This is a genomic window from Kluyvera fluvialis (genome assembly GCF_059725275.1).
On the sequence record NZ_AP046142.1, the window covers coordinates 4,041,825 to 4,066,750 of the forward strand.

Below are 24,926 nucleotides of genomic sequence, written 5' to 3' on the forward strand. Positions count from 1 at the left end.
ATGTAACTTTACTCAAAAACCAGCTTTACCTATAAAGAAGTACAATTAACGTAATCAGAACAAAAATAAGCACACTGAACCGTTTCAACCCAATAAATACTGAATATTAAATCGACAAGAACGATTAATAATTCATATTCTTCGTAATGTAAGATTTGCATTCTTGCGTGATAACTGTCGGCTTTTTACCCAACCCTTCATCAGCCCTTCATAAAGCAGGTGCATTCCGCATCGCTTACCACTATTCTTCTGATGACGAAAGAGCTTCGCCTCTTTTTAAGAAATGCATTTTGTAAATAAAACAATACAGAAAACGGAATTTCTTAATTACATACGCACAACAGCGTCACCATAATAACCATATACGAGGTTTCACAATGGAAGGTCAACAGCAAGGCTCCCAGCTTAAGCGCGGCCTTAAGAACCGCCATATACAGCTGATTGCGCTGGGCGGCGCTATCGGCACAGGCCTGTTTCTCGGCAGCGCCTCTGTTATTCAATCCGCCGGGCCGGGCATTATTTTGGGCTATGCCATCGCCGGTTTTATTGCCTTTCTGATAATGCGCCAGTTGGGTGAAATGGTCGTCGAGGAGCCGGTAGCTGGCTCTTTCAGCCACTTTGCTTATAAGTACTGGGGGAACTTTGCGGGCTTCGCATCGGGCTGGAACTACTGGGTGCTGTACGTTCTGGTTGCCATGGCTGAACTGACTGCCGTCGGAAAATATGTGCAGTTCTGGTATCCAGAGATCCCAACCTGGGCATCCGCAGCCGTTTTCTTTATCGCCATTAACGCCATCAACCTGACCAACGTTAAGGTGTTCGGCGAGATGGAGTTCTGGTTTGCGATAATCAAAGTTATCGCCGTGATTGCGATGATTTTGTTTGGCGCCTGGCTGCTGTTCAGCGACTCCGCAGGCCCGCAGGCCACCGTGCGTAACCTGTGGGAACAAGGCGGCTTCCTGCCAAACGGCTGGACGGGCCTGGTCATGATGATGGCGATTATTATGTTCTCCTTCGGCGGCCTCGAACTGGTGGGGATCACCGCCGCAGAAGCCGATAACCCGGAGCAAAGCATCCCAAAAGCCACCAACCAGGTTATCTACCGCATCCTGATTTTCTATGTCGGCTCACTGGCGGTACTGCTTTCCCTGATGCCGTGGACGCGCGTCACCGCCGACACCAGCCCGTTCGTGCTGATTTTCCATGAACTCGGCGACTCTTTTGTCGCTAACGCGCTGAATATCGTGGTACTGACGGCAGCACTGTCGGTCTACAACAGTTGCGTATACTGCAACAGCCGTATGCTGTTTGGTCTGGCTCAGCAGGGCAATGCGCCAAAAGCGCTGCTTAATGTCGATAAACGTGGCGTGCCGGTTAACACCATTCTGGTCTCTGCGCTGGTCACTGCGCTGTGCGTGCTGATTAACTATCTGGCTCCTGAGTCAGCCTTCGGCCTGCTGATGGCGCTGGTGGTTTCTGCGCTGGTTATCAACTGGGCGATGATTAGCCTTGCGCATATCAAGTTCCGCAAAGCTAAACAGCAACAGGGCGTAACGACTCGCTTCCCCGCGCTGTTCTATCCGCTGGGTAACTGGGTGTGCCTGGTATTTATGGCGGCGGTGCTGGTCATTATGGTGATGACGCCGGGGATGGCTATCTCCGTCTGGCTGATTCCGGTATGGCTGGTTATTCTTGGCATCGGCTTTATGTTTAAGCAGAAAAGCGCCAAAACCGTTAAAGCGCATTAATCGTGCTAACGCCCTGTATCAGCAACGATACAGGGCGTTCACCCTTCTCGCCAAATCAGCAGCAATTGTGTCCCTATCTCCTCACAGAGATCTGGCGATAAATTCAGATAAACAGTCAGTCAAAGAGAGAATGGGCGATGCGGTAACCGGAGTGCCGGATTCTGGAGGCTATTGCCCGGTAGCGCTACGCTACCGGGCCTACGATACGTTGACGGCAATATCGAATTACACCAACGTTCCGTAAATGGTCAGCAGTGCCATAATCACCACTACCGCATACGAGGTTTTCTTCGCCATCGAGACAGCGGCTTTAGGCGTGGCAACCTTATCCATGTGCGGTTCGCGCACCAGCGAATATTGCGCCAACTGGGTCAGCACCTGGTATTGTGAGGAATGGCGATCGCCCAACGATGCAAACCATGCTGGCAATGCCTTCTCGCCGTGGCCTATCAACGCATAGACCACGCCTATCAAACGCACCGGTATCCAATCCACCACGTGCAAAATGGCATCAATACCAGACTGCAAACGGTGATGCGGCGTTTGATAACGCGCCAGCCAGGACTGCCACGCACGTAAAAACGCATAGCCTATCAGCGCCACCGGCCCCCAGGAGCCGCCGACAACAAACCAGAACAGCGGCGCCAAATAGAAACGGTAGTTAATCCACAGCAGCGCATTTTGCAGCTCGCGCAAATACTCACGCTCATCACACCCCGCCGGAACACCGTGAATCAGCGTCAGTTCGCTCGCCATCGCATCACGGGCGTGGCTATCATCGCGGGAAGCCGCTTTCAGATAAGCATGATAATGCAGGCGCACACGGCCTGCGCCAATGCACAGCAGACCCAGCAAAATCCAGAAAATGAGCTGCGGCACATTGAACAATACGCCGTCCAGCACACTCTGGATAACCGCAACCACGGCCATTGCCACAATCATCATCATCAGCGTCGCGGCGAGCGAATAATGCTTCACCCGACGAAACAATGCCTCTAAGCGGTGATCAAGCTGCCAGTGCTCGCCGAGTTTAAACAGGCGCTCGGCAAACAGCACCAGAAGCGTGGTAAACAACGTCATGTCATCTCCTTATTTGACGAGGGGTGACCAATGCGCGGAAACGAGGCCAGTCAAATGCTGGGCCGGGATCGGTTTTACGCACAGGCGCAATATCGCTGTGGCCGGTTATATTGTCGGCAATCGCAGGGTATTCAGTGATTAACAGCTGGGTTAACGCCGCCAACTGTTGATATTGTGCATCGGTGTAGGCCAGCGTATCAGTGCCTTCTAGCTCAATACCGATAGAAAAATCATTGCAGCGCTCGCGCCCGTGGTAACTCGACACGCCAGCATGCCAGGCACGCTTATCAAAGGGAACGTACTGCACAATTTCGCCATCCCGACGGATCAAACAGTGCGCAGACACCCGCAGATGGGCGATTTCAGCAAAGAAAGGATCGGCGGAGGGATCGAGCGTACCGGTAAACAGGGCGTCAATCCAGGGGCCGCCAAACTGCCCCGGCGGTAGACTAATATTATGTACAACCAGCAGCGATGGGGTTTCGTCCTCCGGGCGGCAATCGTGATGTGCAGACGGCACGTGCCGAACGCCCACCAGCCAGCCCTTATCTAACAGCATGCTGGATCTCCTTATGTGTGGTGCTGATACTCGCTTCAGAGTAGCATGTTTCAATCTTTCGCATCGTTACCAATTTGGAGCTTTATCATGCCGCCTCGCCGCTATAACCCAGACCATCGACGTGACGCGCTACTGGAACGTATCAACCTCGATATCCCTAACGCCGTCGCGCAAGCGCTACGCGAAGACCTGGGAGGAGAAGTCGATGCCCAGAATGATATTACCGCACAACTCTTGCCGGAAAAAACACAGTCTCATGCCATCGTTATTACCCGTGAAGACGGTGTATTTTGTGGCAAACGCTGGGTTGAAGAGGTCTTTATCCAATTGGCTGGCGACGACGTCACCCTGACATGGCACGTTGATGACGGCGATGCGATCATCGCAGACCAACCGCTGTTTGAAATTATCGGCCCATCCCGCATCCTGCTGACCGGCGAGCGCACCGCCTTAAACTTTGTGCAGACGCTCTCTGGCGTGGCCAGCGAAGTGCGTAAATACGTCAAGCTACTGGAAGGCACGCACACGCAACTGCTGGACACCCGCAAAACCCTGCCAGGCCTGCGTACCGCGCTAAAATACGCCGTGCTGTGCGGCGGCGGCGCGAACCATCGTCTGGGGTTATCCGATGCGTTCCTGATTAAAGAAAACCACATTATTGCTTCGGGTTCCGTACGTCAGGCGGTAGAAAAAGCCTTCTGGCTGCACCCGGATGTGCCGGTAGAAGTGGAAGTCGAAACCCTGCAAGAGCTGCGCGAAGCGCTGAAAGCCGGGGCTGATATCATCATGCTCGACAACTTTGATACCGAGCAAATGCGCAAAGCGGTGAACATCACCCAGGGCCAGGCACAGCTGGAAGTTTCCGGCAACGTCACCTTCGACACCATCCGCGAGTTCGCCGAAACCGGCGTTAATTTTATCTCCGTCGGCGCACTGACCAAACATGTCCGTGCGCTCGACCTGTCGATGCGTTTTCGCTAGTCCCCTCATGCCCTCCTGATGAGGGCATTTTTCCGAGCCTCGTTCCAGTTATGCTTGCACCACTGCAAACGGCTGAAAAACACTGGAACGCGGCATCCTGAATCACTTTTTGCCCCTCGCGCCCCCTTTCCCCCTCTGACACAGTGGCTCCGAACTTAGCAAGGAGCAAACCATGAACAAACAGCAGGGCTTCACCCTCATTGAATTAATGGTGGTCATCGGGATCATCGCTATTCTCAGCGCTATCGGGATTCCGGCCTATCAAAACTACCTGCGTAAAGCCGCCCTTACCGACATGCTACAAACCTTCGTCCCCTACCGTACGGCAATTGAACTGTGTGCTCTCGATCGCGGAGGCGTCGCCAACTGCGATGCGGGCAGCAACGGCATTCCATCAGCCACCACCACGCGCTATGTCTCAGAAATGAGCGTGACGCAAGGTACTGTCACAATGACCGGCCAGGAAAGCCTCAATGGCTTAAGCGTTACGCTGGTTCCCCGTTGGGATAACGCCAATGGCATCACTGGCTGGCAACGTACCTGCGCGATTCAGAGCGACAGCGCGCTACAGCAAGCCTGTGCAGATGTTTTCCGCTTTGACGCCCAGTAACAGAGGGGAAAACAATGAAACCGGAACAGTTACTCACCCTATGCCAGCGCCATCGTGCCGTACTGCTGGCTAACGAAGCCGAAACGCTTAACATCGCTGTTGTGGGCACTCCACCGGGCGAGCTGATGGACTCGCTGCGTTTTGCCACCCAAAAGCGCATTGATATCGTGTGCTGGGAGCAAGAACAGATGGACACCTATCTCCAGCAGGCCAGCCACCTTGCGCCTCCCGCCGCGCATGAGGAGAATGACAACGCGGTAGACCTGCTTAACCATCTGTTTAAACAAGCGTTACAACGGCGGGCATCCGATATTCATTTCGAACCAACGGAACATCACCTCCGTGTGCGCTTGCGCGTAGACGGTGTTCTTCATGCCCTGCCCATCGTTCCTCTGGCGCTGATGGCCTCTATGATTGCACGACTAAAAGTGCTCGGCAGCCTCGACATAGCCGAGCGCCGCTTACCGCAGGACGGGCAATTCACCCTCGAATCCACCGATACGCCGCTCTCTTTTCGTATATCCACGCTGCCCTGCCGATATGGCGAAAAGGTTGTCCTGCGCCTGCTGCATAAAGTAGAGCAGGCGTTAGATTTACAGCGACTGGGGATGTCGTGCGATACGCTGGCACAGTTTCAGTCGGCCTTAAACCAACCGCAGGGGCTAATTCTGGTTACTGGGCCGACAGGCAGCGGGAAAACGGTCACGCTTTACAGTGCATTGCAAAGCCGTAACCGTAGCGACGTCAATATTTGCAGCGTGGAAGACCCCGTTGAAATCCCGCTAGAGGGCCTTAACCAGACACAGGTCAGCCTGCGGGCAGGGCTGACGTTTCAGAGCGTTTTGCGCTCCCTGCTACGGCAAGACCCTGACATCGTGATGGTGGGGGAAATTCGTGATGGCGAAACGGCGGAAATCGCCATTAAAGCCGCACAGACAGGGCATCTCGTGCTTTCGACGCTACACACCAATTCGACGGTAGAAACGCTGGTGCGCCTGGAACAAATGGGTGTTGCGCGCTGGATGGTCTCCTCGGCTCTGCTGATGGTGGTTGCTCAACGTCTGGTGCGAAAGCTCTGCCCACACTGCCGCCAGCAGGCGTCGGGTGAACCCCCTCTTCCGCACACATTATGGCCGCGCCCGCTTCCACATTGGACAGCGCACGGCTGCCAGCAGTGCTACCACGGCTATCAAGGGCGTTTGGCGCTGTTTGAACTTCTGCCGCTAACCCCTTCGCTACGCCAGGCGATTGCTAATGGCGTCACCCCGACAGAGCTTATGCAACATGCCCGGCAGTCAGGAATGACCACCCTGTTTGAAAATGGCTGTCAGGCTGTCGAGCAAGGGCTTACCACACAGGAAGAACTGCTTCGCGTACTTGGGATACCGCAACATGCGTGAACAACTGTGGCAGTGGCGTGGGTTGGCTGCCGATGGGCAAGCGCAAAGCGGCACACTTTGGGCCAACCATCGCCCGGCAGTACTCATCGCATTACAACAACAGCGCATCACGGTGGTGTCGTTAAAGCGGCGAAGCGTCAATACCGCGCAGTGGCGGGCACAGCACACTTGTGCGGTCATCAGCCAACTGGCGACCTTATTACAGGCAGGGTTGACGCTTTCGGACAGCCTGGCACTGCTTGCCCAGCAGCATCCTGTCGCGCAATGGCGTGCCCTGCTCGACACGCTAGCACAAAGGCTGGCTCAAGGGGTTTCGCTATCAGAAGCGTTGCAACAATGGCCACAGGCTTTTCCACCGCTGTATCTGGCGATGATCCGCACTGGTGAGATTACCGGCAAGCTAGAACATTGCTGCCTTGAGTTAGCTCGCCAGCAAAAAGCCCAGCTTCAGCTTGCCGCTAAGGTGAAAACCGCTCTGCGTTACCCACTGATTATCCTGTCATTAGCCGTGTTGGTGGTCACGGCAATGGTCGGTTTTGTGCTGCCAGAATTTACCGCTATCTACCGCACCTTCAACACGCCACTGCCGACGTTAACGCTGGCGGTCATGGCGACAGCCGCATTTGTGGAGCAGAGCTTTATCCCGTTATTGCTGCTCTTTCTGCTGCCTGTTGCCCTGAGTGCTATGTTGAAAAACCATCCCCCCTGGCAACGCATGCGCCAACGAATACTGCTCGCCATCCCCGTCATGGGGAAACTGGCTCGTGGGCAGATGCTTAGCCAGATTTTTACCGTACTGGCGCTCACCCAACGGGCAGGTATCGCCTTTTTGCAAGGGCTTGAAACCGTCGAAGAGACGCTGAGTTGCCCATGGTGGCGCGAGGTGATTACACGTCTACATCAGGATGTGGCGCAGGGCAGCGCTATCTGGCAAGCCATGGAGAATAGCCAGGTATTTACGCCGCTGTGCTTGCAGCTCGTCAGAACCGGAGAAACATCGGGGGCGTTAGATGAAATGCTGGAAAATTTGGCGCGACATCATAATGAAAGCACTCAGACACTCGCCGAGAATTTAACATCGCTGCTGGAACCCGCACTGCTGGTGGTCACAGGCGTAATTATTGGGACATTAGTGGTGGCGATGTATCTGCCCATTTTTCACCTAGGCGATGCCATCAGTGGGATGGGATAACGCTGGCGCAGAGCGCGCCAGCGAAACGTCGGACATTACAGGCTGTTGAACACGCGGTTCTCTTGTTCCTGTACCCGAATAAAGGTGGTGCGTTTGGTCAGCTCTTTCAAACGTGACGCGCCCACATAGGTGCAGGCTGAACGCAGGCCGCCTAAAATATCGCGCGCGGTGTTTTCAACCGGGCCGCGCAGTGGCAGCTTAACGGTTTTGCCTTCTGCGGCACGGTACTGTGCAACGCCGCCCACGTGGCGATTCATGGCCGACTCGGAGCTCATGCCGTAGAACAGCATGAATTTCTCGCCGTTTTCTTCCACAATTTTGCCGCCGCTTTCGTCGTGGCCTGCCAGCATACCGCCAAGCATCACGAAGTCTGCACCGCCACCGAAGGCTTTCGCCACGTCGCCCGGCATTGTGCAGCCACCGTCGCTAACGATCTGGCCGCCCAGGCCGTGTGCCGCATCAGCACACTCGATAACAGCGGAAAGCTGCGGGTAGCCGACGCCGGTCTTCACGCGGGTGGTGCATACCGAGCCAGGGCCGATACCTACTTTCACGATATCTGCGCCAGACAGAACCAGCTCTTCGCACATTTCGCCCGTCACCACGTTGCCTGCGCAGATGGTTTTGCTTGGCCATGCTTCACGCGCTTTAGCGACAAACTGGACAAAATGCTCAGAGTAACCGTTTGCAACATCGATACATACAAAGGCCAGCGACGGGTGAAGCTTGAGGATCTGCTGAGTTTTTTCAAAGTCAGCGTCGGAAGTGCCGGTAGAGACCATCACATGCTTAAGCACATCTTCGGACTCAGCCTGGACAAACGCTTTCCAGTCTTCAACGGTGTAGTGTTTGTGTACAGCGGTCAGAATACCGAAAGAGGCGAGAACTTTTGCCATACCAAAAGTGCCCACAGAATCCATATTCGCAGCAATAATCGGCACGCCTGACCAGCGTTGACCTGAATGCTTAAAGGTGAATTCGCGTTCCAGTTCAACATCGGAACGGCTTTTTAGGGTAGAGCGTTTAGGGCGGATAAGAACGTCTTTGAAACCTAACTTCAGATCTTCTTCAATACGCATGTGCGGATTCCTGGGGTTAATGGCAATTAATATGAGAGCACAACTCCAGTAATACAATCATACGCACTAATCAGGTCTTCACAAGACTGCGAATTTCACTTTTTTTAAGCTACAATCCCATAAATTTACCTGGCGAATAGTACGGTGCATTATTGATTCATCAGCACTGCACTGCCATTTTTTTAACCAAATGATTTTCATACTAAAAATCCAGGGCTAAGCGGTATGACTTACACAGTAGCGTTAACAGGCGGCATCGGCAGTGGTAAAAGTACCGTCGCAGATGCATTTTCTCGCCTGGGTATTAACGTTATTGATGCAGATATTCTTGCCCGTCAGGTCGTTGAGCCTGGCACATTCGCACTTGCGGCCATCGCAGAACATTTTGGTTCCTCTGTCCTTATGCCGGACGGCACACTTAATCGCCGGGCTTTACGGGAACGCATTTTTGCTCATCCTGATGAAAAAGCCTGGTTAAATGCCCTCTTACACCCCTTAATTCAGCAGGAAACCCAACGCCAATTTGCGCAGGCGACATCACCTTATGTCTTGTGGGTTGTGCCGTTGCTGGTGGAAAACAAACTCTATAGCCAGGCCGATCGTGTCTTGGTGGTCGATGTATCACGTGAAACCCAGCTTCATCGGACGATGCAGCGCGACCAGGTATCGCGTGAACATGCGGAAAATATTCTTGCAGCCCAGGCCACGCGTGAAGATCGTCTGGCCGTGGCTGATGACGTTATTAATAACAACGGCACACCAGATGCTATTGCATCGGATGTTGCCCGCCTTCACGCGCTCTATCTGGAGCTTGCGGCACAGGCTGTATCACAGGAAAAATCGTAATGCACACCCACATCCTTTTTGAGCATCCCTTAAACGAAAAAATGCGTACCTGGCTGCGTATTGAATTTCTGACTGAGCAATTGAATGCCAATTTACCTATCAGGGATCCCGCCAGTGCACTGCATTTTTTCCGTAACGTTGGGGATTTGCTGGATGTGTTCGAGCGCGGCGATATCCGCACTGAACTTCTAAAAGAGCTGGAACGTCAGCAGCGTAAATTGAAAGCCTGGTGCGAAGTGCCCGGCGTCGATTTAAGTCGTATTGATGCACTACACCAACAGTTAAAAAACAGCAGCAGCATTTTGATGGCAGCGCCGCGCATCGGCCAATTCTTACGTGAAGACCGCCTGATTGCCCTGGTTCGCCAGCGTTTGAGCATCCCAGGCGGCTGCTGTAGCTTTGACCTGCCAACGCTGCATGTCTGGCTGCATAGCAAGCAGCATCTGCGCGATGCTCAGGTAGAGTCCTGGATGGCAAGCCTGGAGCCACTGAACCAAGCGCTATCACTCATTCTCGACCTCGTGCGCAACTCAGCTCATTTCCGTAAACAGACTAGCCTTAACGGCTTTTATCAGGACAATGCCGATGATGCCGACCTTCTGCGTCTGAAGATGGAGCTGTCCTCTCAGCTTTACCCACAGATTTCCGGCCATAAGAGCCGTTTTGCCATTCGCTTTATGCCACTGGATAGTGACAACGGCACCGTGCCGGAGCGTTTGGACTTTGAGCTGGCATGCTGCTAAGGAGAAATAATGACTGACGTAATCACGGTAAATTGCCCCACCTGTAACAGACCGGTTATCTGGGGAGAGCAAAGCCCTTACCGCCCGTTTTGCTGTAAGCGCTGCCAGTTGATTGATCTCGGCGAATGGGCGGCAGAAGAGAAGCGAATTCCCAGCAGCGGCGATCTCTCCGATACCGATGGCTGGAGCGAAGACCCGCAGTAATCACCCACCGGCCACTGCGTAGGCCGGATAAGGCAAAGTCGCCATCCGGCAATCGGTTTTCAACCGGCCTGATGGCGCTGTGTTTATCAGCCCTACCCCGCAATCAGTTTATCGATAATCGGGGCATTGGCAGGAGGAAACTCATCCGCCACTAAATCCTGTTGCGCAACCCAACGTCCGGGCTGCCCCTCTTTGCCCCACGGCTCGCCTTCCCAACCATCAACCAGCCAAAACCACAGCGTAATGTGGCGATCCGGGAACTGATACTCCAGCTTATCAAACGGTTTCAGCGATGTTACCGTAATCCCAACCTCTTCTTGCAGCTCGCGAATCACCGCGTTTTCAGCGCTTTCGCCCGCTTCAATTTTACCGCCGGGAAACTCCCACTTATGCGCCATATGCGCATCGGCGGCACGTTGGGTGATATAGATTTCACCTGCGGCATTGCGAATGATGCCGACGGATATTTGCAGTATTTTCATTTTGTCTTATCCATAAAAAAGGCGCAGAGTTCTGCGCCTTTTACTTTTTTAGCTGACCTTAGCTCAAGCGGCCGTGGCACTGTTTGTATTTTTTACCGGAACCGCATGGACATGGGTCATTACGCCCCACTTTACGCTCACCGGTTTGTGCTGCCAGCTCTTCAGCCACAGCGGCGTCATCGCTCTGATGGCTCAGCTGTTGCATCTGTGCCAGGCGCTCGGCCTCTTCACGACGCTGCTGCTCCATCTCTTCGACTTCTTCCGGCATCCGCACCTGTACTTTGCTCAGGGTGCTGATAACTTCATATTTCAGCGATTCCAGCATAGCAGCAAACATCGCGAAGGATTCACGCTTGTATTCCTGCTTCGGATCTTTTTGCGCATAGCCACGCAGGTGGATCCCCTGACGCAGGTAGTCCATCGCCGCCAGGTGCTCTTTCCACAGGGAGTCGAGCGTTTGCAGCATCACGCCTTTTTCGAAGTGACGCATCATCTCAGCGCCAACCACGTCTTCTTTGCGCAGGTACACTTCTTTCGCGCTTTCCAGAATACGCTCGCGCAGTGTCTCTTCGTGCAGCTCAGGCTCTTTATCCAGCCATTCAGCAATCGGCAGTTCCAGATCGAAGTCGTTTTTCAGGCGTTCTTGCAGGCCAGGGATATCCCACATTTCTTCCAGTGACTGCGGTGGAATGTGCGCATCGATGGTGGCTTTGAACACATCTTCGCGGATGCTGTTAATGGTTTCGCTAACGTCAGAGACGTCCAGCAGTTCGTTACGCTGGGAGTAAATAGCGCGACGCTGGTCGTTAGCAACGTCATCATATTCCAGCAGTTGCTTACGAATATCGAAGTTACGGCTTTCCACTTTACGCTGGGCGTTGGCGATAGCTTTGGTCACCCACGGGTGCTCGATAGCTTCACCAGGCTTCATCCCCAGTTTACGCATCATGCCGGACACACGGTCAGAAGCAAAGATACGCATCAGGGCATCTTCCATCGACAGATAGAAACGGGAAGAACCCGCATCACCCTGACGACCGGAGCGACCACGTAACTGGTTATCGATACGGCGAGATTCGTGACGTTCAGTACCAATGATATGCAGGCCACCGGCCGCCAGTACAGCGTCATGACGAACCTGCCAATCTGCTTTGATCTGGGCAATTTGTTCAGGCGTTGGATCTTCCAACTGCGCTACTTCCGCCTGCCAGCTACCGCCGAGCATGATATCAGTACCACGGCCCGCCATGTTGGTTGCGATAGTGACTGCTGACGGGTAGCCCGCTTGCGCAACGATATCCGCTTCGCTGGCGTGGAACTTGGCGTTCAGAACGTTGTGTTTGATGCCCGCTTTGGTCAGTTCATTAGAGACCACTTCGGATTTTTCGATAGAGATCGTACCCACCAGCACTGGCTGGCCGTTTGCGGTACGTTCTTTAATATCTTCGATAATCGCCTGAATTTTTTCCGCTTCGGTCATGTAGACCAGATCAGGCATATCTTTACGGATCATCGGACGGTTGGTTGGAACCACCACCGTATCCAGCTTGTAGATGGAGCTGAATTCGAATGCTTCGGTATCTGCAGTACCGGTCATACCGGCCAGTTTCTCATACAGACGGAAGTAGTTCTGGAAGGTGATGGACGCCAGCGTCTGGTTTTCGTTCTGGATTTCCACGCCTTCTTTGGCTTCAACGGCCTGGTGCAGGCCATCAGACCAACGGCGGCCCTGCATGGTACGGCCGGTGTGTTCATCGACAATGATAACTTCGCCATCTTTAACGATGTAGTCAACGTCGCGGGTGAACAGCACGTGTGCGCGTAGCGCAGCGGTAACATGGTGCATCAGCATGATGTTGCCCGGAGAGTACAGCGACTCGCCTTCGTCCATAATGCCTTCTCGCACCAGGAGTTCTTCAATCAGAACCAGACCGCGTTCAGTCAGGTTAACCTGGCGCGCTTTCTCATCAACGGAGAAGTGGCCTTCACCCTGGAACGTGTCGGAGTCTTCTTTCTCCTGGCGAACCAGGTGAGGAATAATTTTGTTAACGCGTTTGTACATTTCCGAGCTGTCTTCCGCTGGACCGGAAATAATCAGCGGGGTACGCGCTTCATCGATCAGGATGGAGTCAACTTCATCGATCAATGCGTAGTGTAATTTACGCTGCACGCGTTCTTCAGGGCTGAACGCCATGTTGTCGCGCAGGTAGTCAAAACCGTATTCGTTGTTAGTACCGTAGGTAATGTCTGCGTTGTAGGCCTCACGCTTCGCCGGAGCTGGCATACCAGACATGTTGATACCAACGCTCATACCGAGGAATTCGAACAATGGACGGTTGTTTTCGGCGTCACGTTGCGCCAGATAGTCGTTGACGGTAACGACGTGTACGCCCTTGCCGGACAGCGCGTTCAGGTAAGCTGGCAGCGTCGCGGTCAGGGTTTTACCTTCACCGGTACGCATTTCTGCGATGCAGCGCTCGTTCAGAACCATACCGCCCAGCAGCTGTACGTCAAAGTGACGCATACCAAACACGCGCTTACTAGCTTCACGGACAACGGCAAAGGCTTCCGGGATCAGGCTTTCAACGCTTTCGCCTTTTTCGATACGCGCACGAAACTCGGCAGTTTTTGCCTTCAACTCTTCGTCGGAGAGTTTTTCCATCTCCGGCTCCATCGCATTGATGATGCCAACGGTTTTACGCATACGGCGCAGGGTACGGTCGTTACGACTGCCAAAAACTTTGGTTAATAATTTGATTAACATAATAAAATCTCAAACGCCCCGACATATCGGAGTCAAAAAAATAAAGGAATAAAACGGCTATTTTCAGACGAGGCGCAGCGGCCCGGCGCGAATGCCCCACACCTGGCTAAGCCAGGTGCGAACGCTAAAAGCGGAAGGAGGTAAAGCGGGTAGCGCAGCGGCTTGAGCAATAACCGTCGCCGGCTGGCTTTCTACGTTAAGTAACGCATTCAGCGTGTCGAGCAGTGCCAGATGCTGTGCTTGTAGCGGCGATGCGGTTTCAGCAACCGGCGACGCATTGGGCACCATGGCAAAAGAGAGGTGGCGAATAACCGTTCGAATGGCATGTTGATGCCAGTAATCAACGCTAAAGGAAGGACGACGATTGTTCTCCAGCCGCGCCAACTGCGTGAAGTCTATTTTCTGCGACGGGTTATGGTTGCTGGTTGTCGCACGAGCAGGCGAAGCTGGCTCGGTATTATTCGCAAGCGCAGGCAGGCCAAAACTAGCAGCAACCATCCCCAACAGGAGATGTGGCCAGAAGTAGCGTCTACCAAACTGTCGCCAACGCGTCAGCATTCCACTCACGTAATGTTCCACCTTCGGTTTTAGAGACCGTTATTTTATTTTCGCGCTCAGATATTACCATTATTGCGGCATCACGGCAGTAGGAATGACGAAATCATCACCGAAAAACGGGTTAAGAAAGCAGCGTTTGCACAGATGGGTCGCTTTTATCGCGATAAAGACGAAACAAAAACAGAGTGGTGGGGGTAAAAAGAAAAAACGACTGGTTCCCTGACCGGAGAGAGTGCCAGGTTGCCAGTCGAATTTACGCGACGGTTAAGCTTATGCCAGAACCGTTGACGGCGCTTTGAATGCCAGTGGCAGTTCCGCGTCGTCCTGGAAGGTCACATATTCCCAAGCTTCCTGTTTTGCCAGAACAGCTTGCAGAAGTTTGTTATTCAGCGCATGACCGGATTTATACGCGGTAAATGCACCAATAATGTTGTGACCACACATGAACAAGTCACCGATAGCATCCAGCATTTTGTGACGAACGAATTCATCTTCAAAACGCAGACCGTCTTCGTTCAGTACGCGATAATCGTCAACAACGATGGCACAATCGAAGCTGCCGCCCAGGCACAGGCCACGGGATTGCAGATATTCGATATCACGCATGAAACCGAAAGTACGGGCACGGCTGATCTGGCGCATAAAGGCGTCTGCGGAGAAATTCATCGCATAACGCTGAGTGCTGGAGTCAATCGCCGGATGGTTAAAGTCGATGGTGAAATCCAACGTGAAACCATTGTACGGCTTGAATTCAGCCCATTTATCGCCATCTTCAACACGCACGGTGTCTTTAATACGGACGAATTTCTTCGCGCAGTTCAGTTCATCAATGCCAGCATCCAGCAGCAGATAAACGAAAGGCGCGGCACTACCGTCCATGATCGGGATTTCTGGCGCATCGACTTCAATAACGATGTTGTCGATACCCAGGCCCGCCAGCGCGGCATTGAGGTGCTCTACGGTAGAAATCCGCACGTCATGCTCATTGACCAGGCAAGTACAGAGCATTGTATCACGCACAGATTTGGCATCGGCCGGAAAATCTACCGGTGGATTCAAGTCGGTGCGACGATAGATGACCCCGGTATTTGCCGGCGCAGGGCGTAACGTCAGAGTGACTTTTTTGCCGGTATGCAAACCGACGCCAGTCGCCTGAACGATACGTTTAAGAGTCCTTTGTTTGATCATCGTATAATCTCGCCAAATAATCTATCCAACCGAAGTGTACTATACATTCGGTAGGCCACTTTAGCACAAAGAGCGCAGATTCCCAACTTCCAGCTAATTCTTAATCAGCTTGCTTACGCAGGAAGGCTGGAATATCCAGATAATCCGGCTCTTTAGTTGTCTGCGGCGTATTGTCGTTGACCACTTTTGCTGCCGGTTTCTGCTCTTGCGTCAACGGCGCCATACCATGTTGCTGGTAGCGATCCAGAACCGGCTGCTGGGTTTGCTTGTTGGTGACCAGAGTGATTTCTGGACGTTTGTCCATACCAATTCCAGTAGCAACAACGGTAACGCGCAGTTCGTCGTTCATATCTGGATCCAGAGAAGTACCGATAACCACGGTCGCGTTATCCGATGCGAAAGCACGGATGGTGTTACCCACGGTTTCGAACTCATCCAGACGCAGGTCAAAGCCAGCGGTGATGTTGACCAGCACGCCACGAGCGCCAGACAGGTCGATATCTTCCAGCAGTGGAGAAGAGATAGCCATTTCAGCCGCTTCTTCCGCACGGTCTTCGCCGCTCGCCACACCAGAACCCATCATCGCGTAGCCCATTTCGGACATCACGGTGCGCACGTCTGCAAAGTCAACGTTCATCAGGCCAGGACGAGTAATCAGCTCTGCGATACCCTGAACCGCGCCTTTCAGCACGTCATTCGCCGCGCCGAAAGCGTCGAGCAGAGAGATTCCACGACCCAGCACTTTCAGCAGCTTGTCGTTCGGGATGGTGATAAGCGAGTCCACATGCTTGGACAGCTCAGTGATACCCTGCTCCGCAAATGCCATACGCTTCTTGCCTTCGAAGTTGAAAGGCTTAGTCACGACAGCAACGGTCAGAATACCTAAATCTTTTGCGACTTCAGCAACCACTGGCGCAGCACCGGTACCAGTACCACCACCCATGCCTGCTGCGATAAACACCATGTCTGCACCTTCTAACGCAGCGCGCAGTGCTTCACGGTCTTCATCTGCCGCATTACGGCCTACTTCCGGGTTAGCCCCAGCACCCAGACCTTTGGTAATACCGCTACCAATCTGGATAGTCTGGCCAACCGCCGTTTTACGCAGTGCCTGCGCATCGGTGTTAACTGCAAAAAACTCGACGCCTTCGATGCGCTCACGCACCATGTGTTCAACGGCATTACCGCCGCCGCCACCGACGCCGATGACTTTAATCACCGCGTCGTTGGTCAGTTCCATAGGTTCAAACATAGTTTCTCTCCGTTTTGTGCCTGTCGCCCGAGACCGCAAATTTTCTCCGGTCTCTTTAAAAATTAAAACTCTTTCCGTAACCAGCTATTCAGTCGCTTGATCCACGAACCAACCGATGCAGTTACGCGCTTTTCTACTTCTGCTTCACCACTCAAGTGGGACTCTTTCCCGTAGTGCAGCAGGCCCACCGCCGTTGAGTAATACGGCTCTTGGGCATAGTCCGTCAGACCGGTAATATTCAGCGGTGCGCCAATACGAACTTGCGTATGGAACACGCGCTGGGCACAGGCCGCTAAGCCTTCAATTTGCGCCGCGCCGCCGGTCAACACAATCCCCGCCGCGAGGTGGTGTTTAACCCCTTGCTGACGAAGCTGTTCTTGTAACTGTAAAATCTCTTCGTTGACGAGGTTCAAAAGCTCGGTATATCGCGGCTCAATGACTTCTGCCAACGTCTGACGCTGTAGGCTACGCGGTGGACGACCACCAACGCTCGGCACTTCAACGTTCTCATCTTTGCCCACGATAGAGCCTAACGCACAGCCATGACGAACTTTAATCGCCTCGGCATCGCTTGGCGGTGTGCCGAAGGCGTATGCGATATCGCTGGTCACCACGTTCCCAGCATATGGGATAACTTTGGTGTGGCGCAGTGCGCCGCCAGTATATACGGCGATATCCATTGTACCGCCACCGATATCCACAACACAGACGCCTAGCTCACGTTCATCTTCCGTTAATACGGAATAACTGGATGCCAGCCCGGCGAAAATTAGCTGATCGACCTTCAACCCACAACGTTCAACCGCTTTGACGATGTTCTTTGCCATGTCGTTGTGGCAGGTAATCAGATGTACCTTAGCTTGCATACGCACACCGGATAAGCCTACCGGGTTTTTAATCCCTTCCTGGTAATCAATGGCGTATTCTTGCGGAATAACGTGCAAAACACGATGTTCGTCACGGACGCGAACAGACTTCGCCGTGTGCACCACGTTTTCTACGTCTTCCTGCGTCACTTCTTCTTCTGAGATGGGAACCATCCCAATCTCATTTTGACAGCTAATGTGTTTACCGGAAAGCGCCAGATACACTGAAGAGATCTGGCAATCCGCCATCAGCTCAGCCTGGTCGATAGCACGCTGTACGCATTTCACTACCGACTCAAGGTCGTTTACCCCGCCTTTATCCATACCCCGGGATGGGCAACTGCCGACCCCAATGATATTAATCACTCCGTCGGGCAGAACTTCCCCTACTAAAGCGGCTACTTTTGCTGTGCCGATCTCCAGTCCAACTACCAGTTTTCTGTCCGTCGCCTTGATCATTGTTGTTCTGCCTGTGCCTGATTCTGTTGTTGTGTCGCGTCTGGCGTAGGAGCAGGTTCCCAGCCTACTGCCGCTCCTGAGTCATAACGCAAATCAACATAGCTAATTCGATTACCCTCTGCTTGCGCCTGTTGCAGTAGAACTGGATACAGTTCTAAAAAACGCGACAGGCGCTTCATCGTATCGCCCCGCCCCAGATTCAGCTTAATGTCATTATTAAGCGTCAACTGCCACGAACGGCGCGCGGTCATCGCCGCAACCTTTAACGTGAACTTCCCTTTCGCGAGCACCGCTCCCATGTCGTGATACCCCTGTAGGACTTCGCTTGCGCTGCCTTCAGGGCCATAGAGCATAGGTAAGTTCTGCTTGCTGGTTCGGTCAGCCGGTACGCTAAAGGCATTGCCCTCGGCATCTACCATGTGCTGATCATTCCAACGTGCAATTGGCACATATTCAACCAGATGAATCTTCAATTCGTCCGGCCACTGCTTTCTTACGCTTGCCTGTTTAATCCACGGCAGACGCTCAATCTGGCTCTGAACGATGTTGACGTCCTGAGTCATAAACGTCCCCGGCGAACCCAGCGCCAGGATCGACTGACGAATATCATCGTTACGTGTGTAATGACGCTCGCCGGTCACCACCAGTTTTGAGATGGGCAAACGTTGCGCATCTTCCATCCATCCCAGCACAACCCAGCCGCTAACAAACACGGTACACAACACCGCCAGCAGGAACAGAATCCCTGCCAGGCGCGTTCCATTATTGCGCCGTGAAGAGGCGTACTCTTCTTCTTCACGGTTCCGCGTATTCAGCGCAGCCTGCGACATATCACCCCGCCAGGTCCAGAATTCGTACTACCAGCTGCGAGAAGCTCATTCCAGCCTGACGTGCCGCCATCGGCACCAGACTGTGGCTGGTCATCCCCGGAGACGTATTCGCCTCCAGCAGATAATACTGCCCGTCGCTATCTTGCATCACATCAATGCGGCCCCAACCACGGCAGCCTAAAACTTTCCAGGCTTTCAGCACCAGAGACTGCATTGCAGCTTCCTGGGAAGATTCTTCACAGCCAGGGCAGAAATATTTTGTCTCATCAGAGAGATACTTCGCCTCATAATCATAGAAGGTTCCAGCAGGTTGGATGCGAACTGACGGTAAAATTTCTTCACCGAGCACCGCCACCGTAAATTCTGGCCCACTGAGCCATTTTTCTACCAGAACTTCATCATCATGTTGAAACGCTTGCGTTAACGCATCGGCAAGTTGGTCACTCTCGGTAACTTTCGACATTCCGACGCTCGAGCCTTCTCGGCTCGGTTTAACAATTAACGGCAAGCCCAACGCGGCAACCTGCTGTAAAATCTCACCAGACAGCCCTGCAACGAAAGCATCACGCGTGATGGCAACCCACGGAGCCACCGGTAATCCCGCCCCCTGCCACAGTAATTTACTGCGCAGTTTATCCATAGAAATAGCGGATGCCATGACACCACTGCCGGTATAAGGCAGTTGAATAAGCTCTAACATCCCCTGAAGCGTGCCATCTTCCCCACCGCGACCGTGCAGCGCAATAAACGCTTTCTTAAAACCCATATTTTTTAACTGGGTAACATCGGTGTCTTTCGGGTCAACCGGATGCGCGTCAACGCCCGCTTCGCGTAACCCGGCAAGCACTGCTGCGCCGGAATTTAACGAAACATCGCGTTCAGCTGAGGTTCCGCCCAGAAGAACCGCGATTTTATCAGCCATGACGCGGTTCCTCCTGAGTTTGCGGCTTCAGTTTGATTTCAGCTAAGTTACGCGCGATTTTACCAATATTTCCTGCGCCCTGGATTAAGACAAGATCATTCCCCGTCAGCACAGAAGCCAGCATATCGGCAACTTGAGCCGGGTCGGAGACCAGAATCGGGTCAACTTTCCCACGTCCACGAATGGTACGACACAGCGAGCGGCTGTCGGCCCCTGGAATGGGCGCTTCGCCCGCCGGATAGACATCCAGCATCAGCAAGGCATCAACCTGAGTCAGCACATGGGCAAAATCGTCATACAGGTCACGCGTACGGGTATAACGGTGCGGCTGGAACACCATCACCAGTTTTTTATCCGGCCAGCCTGCGCGCGCGGCTTTGATGGTCGCGTCCACTTCCGTAGGATGATGGCCGTAATCGTCCACCAGCATCGCGGAGCCTTCTTTGCCATTCACTTCCGCCAGCGGGAACTCGCCGAGAAAATCAAAGCGGCGCCCCGTCCCCTGGAAGCTTTCCAGCGCACGCAAGATAGCGTCATCGTCGATACCCTCTTCTGTCGCAACCGCAACCGCCGCCGCCGCGTTCAACGCGTTATGGCGACCCGGTGCGTTCAGCGTGACGCGCAGGTCATCTTTGTCCTGGCGTACGATGGTGAAGTGCCCCTGCGGGCCAATCTGCTGATAATCTTCAACGCGCACATCGGCGTCGTCGCTAAAACCGTAGGTGGTGATTTGACGACCAACGCGCGGCAACAGCTCGCGAATCACCGGATCATCAACACACATGACTGCTCGACCATAAAACGGCAAATTATGCAGAAAATTAATAAAGGTCTGTTTTAAATTTTCAAAATCGCCCTGATAGGTGTCCATATGGTCAGCTTCGATGTTGGTCACAATCGCCACCATCGGCTGCAAATGCAAGAACGAAGCGTCGCTTTCATCGGCTTCAGCAATCAGGTAACGGCTGTGCCCCAGGCGCGCATGTACGCCTGCCGCTTTCACCAAACCGCCGTTAACAAAAGTTGGGTCTAGCCCGGCTTCGGCATAAATACTGGAAACCATCGCCGTCGTCGTGGTTTTACCATGAGTCCCGGCAACCGCGATTCCGTGACGGAAACGCATCAGTTCTGCCAGCATTTCTGCACGGCGGATAACCGGGATACGCGCTTCATGTGCAGCTACAATTTCCGGGTTATCGGCGGAAATCGCCGTTGAAACCACCACCACGCTCGCGTCACGAACGTTTTCCGGGCGGTGGTTGAAATAAATGGTGGCACCCAATTGAGTCAACTGCTGCGTCACCGGATTCGGCGCGAGATCGGAACCGCTGATCTGATACCCTTCGTTGGCCAACACCTCGGCAATACCGCCCATACCGGCGCCGCCGATGCCAACAAAGTGAATGTGCCGGACGCGACGCATCTCGGGCACAATAGAACGCAGTTTCGCCAGTTGTTGTGTATTCATTCTCTTAAACGCCATCACTTCTAAAATTCGGGCGACGCAAATGCGCCGCGATGATTAAGCCTTTGCCGCCAGGCTTACTTCTTTTGCTACCCGCTCGGTAGCATCCGGGATAGCTGCTGCGCGTGCGCGTGCGGCCATCTCTAATAATGTGTTGCGATCCCAGCCTGCCAAGGTGTCCGCCACTGCCTGCGCGGTAAACTGCGGCTGTTCGAAAATCTTCGCTGCACCGGCTTTTTCCAGCGGCAGCGCATTCCAGTATTGCTGACGGTCTTTATGCTGGAACGGCACGAAAATCGCTGGCAGCCCTGCCGCCGCAATTTCGCTTACCGTCAGCGCGCCGGAGCGGCACACCACCACGTCGGCCCATGCATAGGCTGCCGCCATGTCGTCAATAAATTCGGTCACTTTATGCTGAGGCTGACCCGCATCGGTATAAGCCTGCTCAACCGTTTGTTGGCCGCCTTTGCCGCTCTGATGCCAAATAGTCACCGCATCGCCAAGACGCTGCGCCACCTGCGGCATCGTCTGGTTAAGAATGCGAGCGCCCTGCGAGCCGCCAACAACCAGCACACGGATTGGGCCATCACGCCCCACCAGGCGCTGTTCCGGCAGCGGCAGCGCCAGTACGTCAACGCGCACCGGATTACCGACCACATCGGCATTCGCAAACGCGCCTGGGAAAGCCTGCATCACTTTGGTGGCGATTTTCGCCAGCCATTTGTTGGTCAGACCGGCAATGCCGTTCTGTTCATGCAGCACCACCGGAATTCCCAGCGACCACGCCGCTAAACCGCCAGGCCCAGATACATAACCGCCCATACCCAGCACCACGTCTGGCTTAAAGCGTTTCATTATCGCGCGCGCCTGACGCCAGGCGTTAAAAATACGCATCGGAGCCAGCAGCAGCGCTTTCAGGCCTTTACCGCGCAGGCCAGAAATGTGAATAAAATCAATCTCAATGCCGTGCTTAGGGACCAGGTCAGCTTCCATACGATCGGCGGTTCCCAGCCAGCGAACTTGCCAGCCCTGATCCATTAAATGGTGCGCAACCGCCAGCCCAGGGAATACGTGCCCCCCAGTACCGCCTGCCATCACCATTAACCGTTTTGTTTGACCGCTCATCGGGAACCTCGGGTAAACGCCTGCGCATTTTCCAGACGTGTTTCATAATCAATACGTAATAAGAACATGATGGCAGTCGACATAATCAGAAGACTGGAGCCACCGTAACTTATCAACGGCAGCGTCAGGCCTTTCGTCGGCAACATACCCGCCGCGGCCCCAACGTTAACCAGCGCCTGGAAGCTGAACCACACGCCAATTGCGCAAGCCAGGAATCCAGAAAAACGTTGGTTGATCTCCAGCGCTTTGCGACCGATGGACATGGCGCGGAAAGCGACGAAGAATACCATTAAAAGTGCCAGTACCACACCGATATAACCTAATTCCTCGCCGATGATGGCGAAGATAAAGTCGGTATGTGCTTCCGGCAGATACTCCAGTTTCTGTACCGAGTTGCCTAAGCCCTGCCCCCACATTTCGCCGCGACCGAACGCCATCAGCGATTGGGTTAGCTGGTAGCCGCTACCGAATGGATCTTCCCACGGGTTCCAGAAAGAGGTCACGCGGCGAATACGATACGGTTCGGCGAGAATCAGCAGCACCACCGCCGAAATCCCCATGCCGATAATCGCGATGAACTGCCACAGCTTAGCGCCCGCGAGAAACAGCATCGCCAGCGTGGTCACGAACAGCACCACCACCGTACCGAGATCCGGCTGCGCCAGCAGTAAAATCGCCAGCATGAAGATAACGCCCATCGGCTTTAAGAAGCCGCGCAGGTTATTACGCACTTCGTCCGCTTTACGCACCAGATAGTTGGCGATATAGCAAAACAGCGACAGCTTGGTCAGCTCGGCAGGCTGAATACGCAGCGGGCCGAAAGCAATCCAGCGCGATGCCCCGTTCACCGAACTCCCCACCACCAATACAATCAGCAACATGCAAATCGAGGCAATCAGCATAAAAGTACTGTGGCGCTGCCAGAACGCCATCGGCAAGCGCAGCGTAATCAGTGACAACGCTAACGCCAGCAGCAAATACAGCCCATCACGTTTGGCGAACAGGAAAGGGTCGTTCGCCAGACGCTGACCTACCGGCATCGACGCCGAAGTCACCATGATAAAACCAATTGCCGCCAGGCCAAGCGTCAACCACAGCAGCGTGCGGTCATACATAATCAGGCTATCAGAGTCTTTCTCCCGAGAACCCATCACCCAGCCTTTCAGCGCGGCAAACAGCCATGCGAAAATCCTCATGCCCGGCAGACGCGGCAGCCTCAGTTGAGGCAGTCTCAGGCGCGGGAGCGATAAACGCATCAACCTAACTCCTTCGCCAAACGAGCGAACACGTCACCGCGCTGCTCAAAACTTTTAAACTGATCAAGGCTGGCACACGCTGGCGACAACAGCACCATATCACCCGCTTTCACCTGCGGCGCAATCAGGCGCATCGCCTGTTCCATCGTTTCCGTCTGGGTTGCGATTTCTGGGCGCAGCGCAGCCAGTTGGCCACCATCACGACCAAAGCAGTACAGGCGAATGTTATCACCAGCCAAATAGCGCAACAGCGGGGAGAAATCCGCCGATTTACCGTCGCCGCCCAGCAGCAGATGCAGCGTACCCGCGACGTGCAGACCATTTAACGCCGCTTCTGTACTGCCAACGTTGGTGGCTTTTGAGTCGTTAATCCAGCGCACGCCGTTATGCTCAAGCACAATCTGGAAACGGTGAGCCAGCCCGGTAAAGGTGGTCAGCGCTTTCAGGCTGGTAGCACGAGGCAGGCCAACGGCATCCGCCAACGCCAGCGCCGCCAGCGCGTTGCTGTAGTTGTGTTGCCCCGTTAGCGGCATCTCTTTGACGTTCAGCACTTTTTCGCCCTTCACGCGCAGCCAGGTTTCGCCCTGCTGGCGGTTAAGGTGATAGTCACCAACATCGACACCAAAACTGACACAACGTTCATCCGCACCGCGCACTGGCATCGTCAGGGCGTCACCCGCATTCACCACGCACAGCTTCGCGTTTTCATAAATGCGCAATTTCGCCGCACGATACTGCTGAAGCCCCAGCGGGTAGCGATCCATGTGGTCTTCGGTCACGTTCAGAATGGTCGCCGCCGCCGCATGAAGGCTAGAAGTGGTTTCCAACTGGAAGCTGGACAGCTCAAGCACGTACAGCTCGCGAGATGGATCGAGCAGCATCAGCGCAGGCAGGCCAATATTGCCGCCCACGCCCACGTTCACGCCCGCCGCTTTCGCCATTTCACCGACCAGCGTCGTCACCGTGCTTTTACCGTTTGAACCGGTAATTGCCACAATCGGCGCTTGTGCTTCACGACAGAACAGTTCGATATCACCAACGATTTCAATGCCTTCATCCGCAGCACGGGAAAGCGCCGGATTCGCCAGCGCGATACCAGGGCTTGCAACGATAAGGTCAGCCGCCATTAACCAGTCTTCGTTCAGACCGCCGACATGGCGTTCTACCGTCTCTGGCAGTTTATCCAGACCGGGTGGCGTCGCTCGAGTGTCCATAACGCGCGGCGTCACGCCTTTTGCAAGGAAGAAATCCACGCAAGACAGCCCGGTCAATCCAAGACCAATGATAACGACGTTTTTACCCTGGTAATCTGCCATG

General features: G+C 53.9%; 22 protein-coding genes and 1 pseudogene. 8 read left to right on the plus strand and 15 right to left on the minus strand.

What is annotated here, in order from left to right; all coding sequences use genetic code 11:
• The first annotated feature begins 377 nt into the window (after positions 1-377).
• On the plus strand, positions 378-1,748 hold the full coding sequence (gene aroP / locus AC6I4B_RS19160; protein ID WP_497767428.1) for an aromatic amino acid transporter AroP: 1,371 nt from the start codon (positions 378-380) through the stop codon (positions 1,746-1,748).
• 225 nt (positions 1,749-1,973) lie between these two features.
• On the opposite strand, the gene ampE is transcribed toward aroP, so the two are convergent.
• Both ampE and ampD read right to left on the minus strand, forming a co-directional pair.
• Positions 1,974-2,828, minus strand: coding sequence for a beta-lactamase regulator AmpE (gene ampE / locus AC6I4B_RS19165; RefSeq protein WP_497767430.1), 855 nt, complete (start codon positions 2,826-2,828; stop codon positions 1,974-1,976).
• Positions 2,825-3,387 (minus strand): annotated as a pseudogene (ampD, locus tag AC6I4B_RS19170) (1,6-anhydro-N-acetylmuramyl-L-alanine amidase AmpD). Before ampD ends, ampE begins: the two are co-directional and overlap by 4 nt.
• An 87-nt stretch (positions 3,388-3,474) precedes the next feature.
• On the opposite strand from ampD, the gene nadC reads away from it, so the two are divergent.
• The 4 genes from nadC (at position 3,475) to hofC (ending at position 7,570) form a co-directional block, all read left to right on the plus strand.
• Positions 3,475-4,368, plus strand: a complete 894-nt coding sequence (nadC, locus tag AC6I4B_RS19175; RefSeq protein WP_497767431.1) for a carboxylating nicotinate-nucleotide diphosphorylase — start codon at positions 3,475-3,477, stop codon at positions 4,366-4,368.
• 172 nt (positions 4,369-4,540) lie between these two features.
• On the plus strand, positions 4,541-4,978 hold the full coding sequence (gene ppdD, locus AC6I4B_RS19180) for a prepilin peptidase-dependent pilin (RefSeq protein WP_497767433.1): 438 nt from the start codon (positions 4,541-4,543) through the stop codon (positions 4,976-4,978).
• Positions 4,979-4,992: 14 nt separating this feature from the next.
• Positions 4,993-6,378: a type II secretion system protein GspE gene (gene gspE, locus AC6I4B_RS19185; protein ID WP_497767435.1), complete on the plus strand. Its 1,386-nt coding sequence runs from the start codon at positions 4,993-4,995 to the stop codon at positions 6,376-6,378.
• Entirely contained in the window at positions 6,371-7,570 is a 1,200-nt protein-coding gene (gene hofC, locus AC6I4B_RS19190) for a protein transport protein HofC (protein WP_497767436.1), read from the plus strand. Before gspE ends, hofC begins: the two co-directional genes overlap by 8 nt.
• Positions 7,571-7,605: 35 nt before the next feature.
• On the opposite strand, the gene AC6I4B_RS19195 is transcribed toward hofC, so the two are convergent.
• A complete protein-coding gene (locus tag AC6I4B_RS19195; protein ID WP_497767438.1) occupies positions 7,606-8,649 on the minus strand; it encodes a GMP reductase in 1,044 nt (347 codons plus the stop codon).
• Between the two features lie 225 nt (positions 8,650-8,874).
• On the opposite strand from AC6I4B_RS19195, the gene coaE reads away from it, so the two are divergent.
• From coaE to yacG, 3 genes are read left to right on the plus strand one after another with little or no spacing between them, the layout of a single operon-like run.
• A complete protein-coding gene (gene coaE / locus AC6I4B_RS19200) occupies positions 8,875-9,495 on the plus strand; it encodes a dephospho-CoA kinase (protein WP_497767439.1) in 621 nt (206 codons plus the stop codon).
• Positions 9,495-10,238, plus strand: coding sequence for a cell division protein ZapD (zapD, locus tag AC6I4B_RS19205; RefSeq protein WP_497767441.1), 744 nt, complete (start codon positions 9,495-9,497; stop codon positions 10,236-10,238). Before coaE ends, zapD begins: the two co-directional genes overlap by 1 nt.
• A 9-nt stretch (positions 10,239-10,247) precedes the next feature.
• A complete protein-coding gene (yacG, locus tag AC6I4B_RS19210) occupies positions 10,248-10,442 on the plus strand; it encodes a DNA gyrase inhibitor YacG (RefSeq protein ID WP_497767443.1) in 195 nt (64 codons plus the stop codon).
• 92 nt (positions 10,443-10,534) lie between these two features.
• On the opposite strand, the gene mutT is transcribed toward yacG, so the two are convergent.
• The 12 genes from mutT to murD all read right to left on the minus strand — a co-directional run bounded on the left by mutT (position 10,535) and on the right by murD (position 24,925).
• Positions 10,535-10,924, minus strand: coding sequence for an 8-oxo-dGTP diphosphatase MutT (mutT, locus tag AC6I4B_RS19215; RefSeq protein ID WP_497767444.1), 390 nt, complete (start codon positions 10,922-10,924; stop codon positions 10,535-10,537).
• Between the two features lie 58 nt (positions 10,925-10,982).
• Complete coding sequence (gene secA, locus AC6I4B_RS19220) at positions 10,983-13,688, minus strand: preprotein translocase subunit SecA (protein WP_497767445.1); 2,706 nt, start codon at positions 13,686-13,688, stop codon at positions 10,983-10,985.
• Between the two features lie 63 nt (positions 13,689-13,751).
• On the minus strand, positions 13,752-14,255 hold the full coding sequence (gene secM / locus AC6I4B_RS19225) for a secA translation cis-regulator SecM (RefSeq protein ID WP_497767447.1): 504 nt from the start codon (positions 14,253-14,255) through the stop codon (positions 13,752-13,754).
• A gap of 261 nt (positions 14,256-14,516) precedes the next feature.
• Entirely contained in the window at positions 14,517-15,434 is a 918-nt protein-coding gene (lpxC, locus tag AC6I4B_RS19230; RefSeq protein ID WP_497767448.1) for a UDP-3-O-acyl-N-acetylglucosamine deacetylase, read from the minus strand.
• 100 nt (positions 15,435-15,534) lie between these two features.
• Entirely contained in the window at positions 15,535-16,686 is a 1,152-nt protein-coding gene (ftsZ, locus tag AC6I4B_RS19235; protein WP_497767450.1) for a cell division protein FtsZ, read from the minus strand.
• Positions 16,687-16,748: 62 nt separating this feature from the next.
• Positions 16,749-18,011, minus strand: coding sequence for a cell division protein FtsA (ftsA, locus tag AC6I4B_RS19240; RefSeq protein ID WP_497767451.1), 1,263 nt, complete (start codon positions 18,009-18,011; stop codon positions 16,749-16,751).
• Positions 18,008-18,841, minus strand: a complete 834-nt coding sequence (gene ftsQ, locus AC6I4B_RS19245) for a cell division protein FtsQ (protein WP_497767453.1) — start codon at positions 18,839-18,841, stop codon at positions 18,008-18,010. Before ftsQ ends, ftsA begins: the two co-directional genes overlap by 4 nt.
• Before the next feature lies 1 nt (position 18,842).
• Positions 18,843-19,763, minus strand: coding sequence for a D-alanine--D-alanine ligase (locus AC6I4B_RS19250; RefSeq protein WP_497767454.1), 921 nt, complete (start codon positions 19,761-19,763; stop codon positions 18,843-18,845).
• Positions 19,756-21,231, minus strand: coding sequence for a UDP-N-acetylmuramate--L-alanine ligase (gene murC, locus AC6I4B_RS19255; protein ID WP_497767456.1), 1,476 nt, complete (start codon positions 21,229-21,231; stop codon positions 19,756-19,758). The genes AC6I4B_RS19250 and murC overlap by 8 nt, the downstream gene beginning before the upstream one ends.
• A 54-nt stretch (positions 21,232-21,285) precedes the next feature.
• A complete protein-coding gene (murG, locus tag AC6I4B_RS19260) occupies positions 21,286-22,353 on the minus strand; it encodes an undecaprenyldiphospho-muramoylpentapeptide beta-N-acetylglucosaminyltransferase (protein ID WP_497767458.1) in 1,068 nt (355 codons plus the stop codon).
• Positions 22,350-23,609, minus strand: coding sequence for a cell division protein FtsW (ftsW, locus tag AC6I4B_RS19265; protein WP_497767459.1), 1,260 nt, complete (start codon positions 23,607-23,609; stop codon positions 22,350-22,352). Before ftsW ends, murG begins: the two co-directional genes overlap by 4 nt.
• Positions 23,609-24,925: a UDP-N-acetylmuramoyl-L-alanine--D-glutamate ligase gene (murD, locus tag AC6I4B_RS19270; protein ID WP_497767461.1), complete on the minus strand. Its 1,317-nt coding sequence runs from the start codon at positions 24,923-24,925 to the stop codon at positions 23,609-23,611. The genes ftsW and murD overlap by 1 nt, the downstream gene beginning before the upstream one ends.
• Between the last annotated feature and the right edge of the window lies 1 nt (position 24,926).

Coding starts and splice junctions, on each gene's coding strand:
- aroP (WP_497767428.1), top strand. CDS start 378: ATGGAAGGTCAACAGCAAGGCTCCCAGCTTAAGCGCGGCCTTAAGAAC.
- ampE (WP_497767430.1), bottom strand. CDS start 2,828: ATGACGTTGTTTACCACGCTTCTGGTGCTGTTTGCCGAGCGCCTGTTT.
- nadC (WP_497767431.1), top strand. CDS start 3,475: ATGCCGCCTCGCCGCTATAACCCAGACCATCGACGTGACGCGCTACTG.
- ppdD (WP_497767433.1), top strand. CDS start 4,541: ATGAACAAACAGCAGGGCTTCACCCTCATTGAATTAATGGTGGTCATC.
- gspE (WP_497767435.1), top strand. CDS start 4,993: ATGAAACCGGAACAGTTACTCACCCTATGCCAGCGCCATCGTGCCGTA.
- hofC (WP_497767436.1), top strand. CDS start 6,371: ATGCGTGAACAACTGTGGCAGTGGCGTGGGTTGGCTGCCGATGGGCAA.
- AC6I4B_RS19195 (WP_497767438.1), bottom strand. CDS start 8,649: ATGCGTATTGAAGAAGATCTGAAGTTAGGTTTCAAAGACGTTCTTATC.
- coaE (WP_497767439.1), top strand. CDS start 8,875: ATGACTTACACAGTAGCGTTAACAGGCGGCATCGGCAGTGGTAAAAGT.
- zapD (WP_497767441.1), top strand. CDS start 9,495: ATGCACACCCACATCCTTTTTGAGCATCCCTTAAACGAAAAAATGCGT.
- yacG (WP_497767443.1), top strand. CDS start 10,248: ATGACTGACGTAATCACGGTAAATTGCCCCACCTGTAACAGACCGGTT.
- mutT (WP_497767444.1), bottom strand. CDS start 10,924: ATGAAAATACTGCAAATATCCGTCGGCATCATTCGCAATGCCGCAGGT.
- secA (WP_497767445.1), bottom strand. CDS start 13,688: ATGTTAATCAAATTATTAACCAAAGTTTTTGGCAGTCGTAACGACCGT.
- lpxC (WP_497767448.1), bottom strand. CDS start 15,434: ATGATCAAACAAAGGACTCTTAAACGTATCGTTCAGGCGACTGGCGTC.
- ftsZ (WP_497767450.1), bottom strand. CDS start 16,686: ATGTTTGAACCTATGGAACTGACCAACGACGCGGTGATTAAAGTCATC.
- ftsA (WP_497767451.1), bottom strand. CDS start 18,011: ATGATCAAGGCGACGGACAGAAAACTGGTAGTTGGACTGGAGATCGGC.
- ftsQ (WP_497767453.1), bottom strand. CDS start 18,841: ATGTCGCAGGCTGCGCTGAATACGCGGAACCGTGAAGAAGAAGAGTAC.
- AC6I4B_RS19250 (WP_497767454.1), bottom strand. CDS start 19,763: ATGGCTGATAAAATCGCGGTTCTTCTGGGCGGAACCTCAGCTGAACGC.
- murC (WP_497767456.1), bottom strand. CDS start 21,231: ATGAATACACAACAACTGGCGAAACTGCGTTCTATTGTGCCCGAGATG.
- murG (WP_497767458.1), bottom strand. CDS start 22,353: ATGAGCGGTCAAACAAAACGGTTAATGGTGATGGCAGGCGGTACTGGG.
- ftsW (WP_497767459.1), bottom strand. CDS start 23,609: ATGCGTTTATCGCTCCCGCGCCTGAGACTGCCTCAACTGAGGCTGCCG.
- murD (WP_497767461.1), bottom strand. CDS start 24,925: ATGGCAGATTACCAGGGTAAAAACGTCGTTATCATTGGTCTTGGATTG.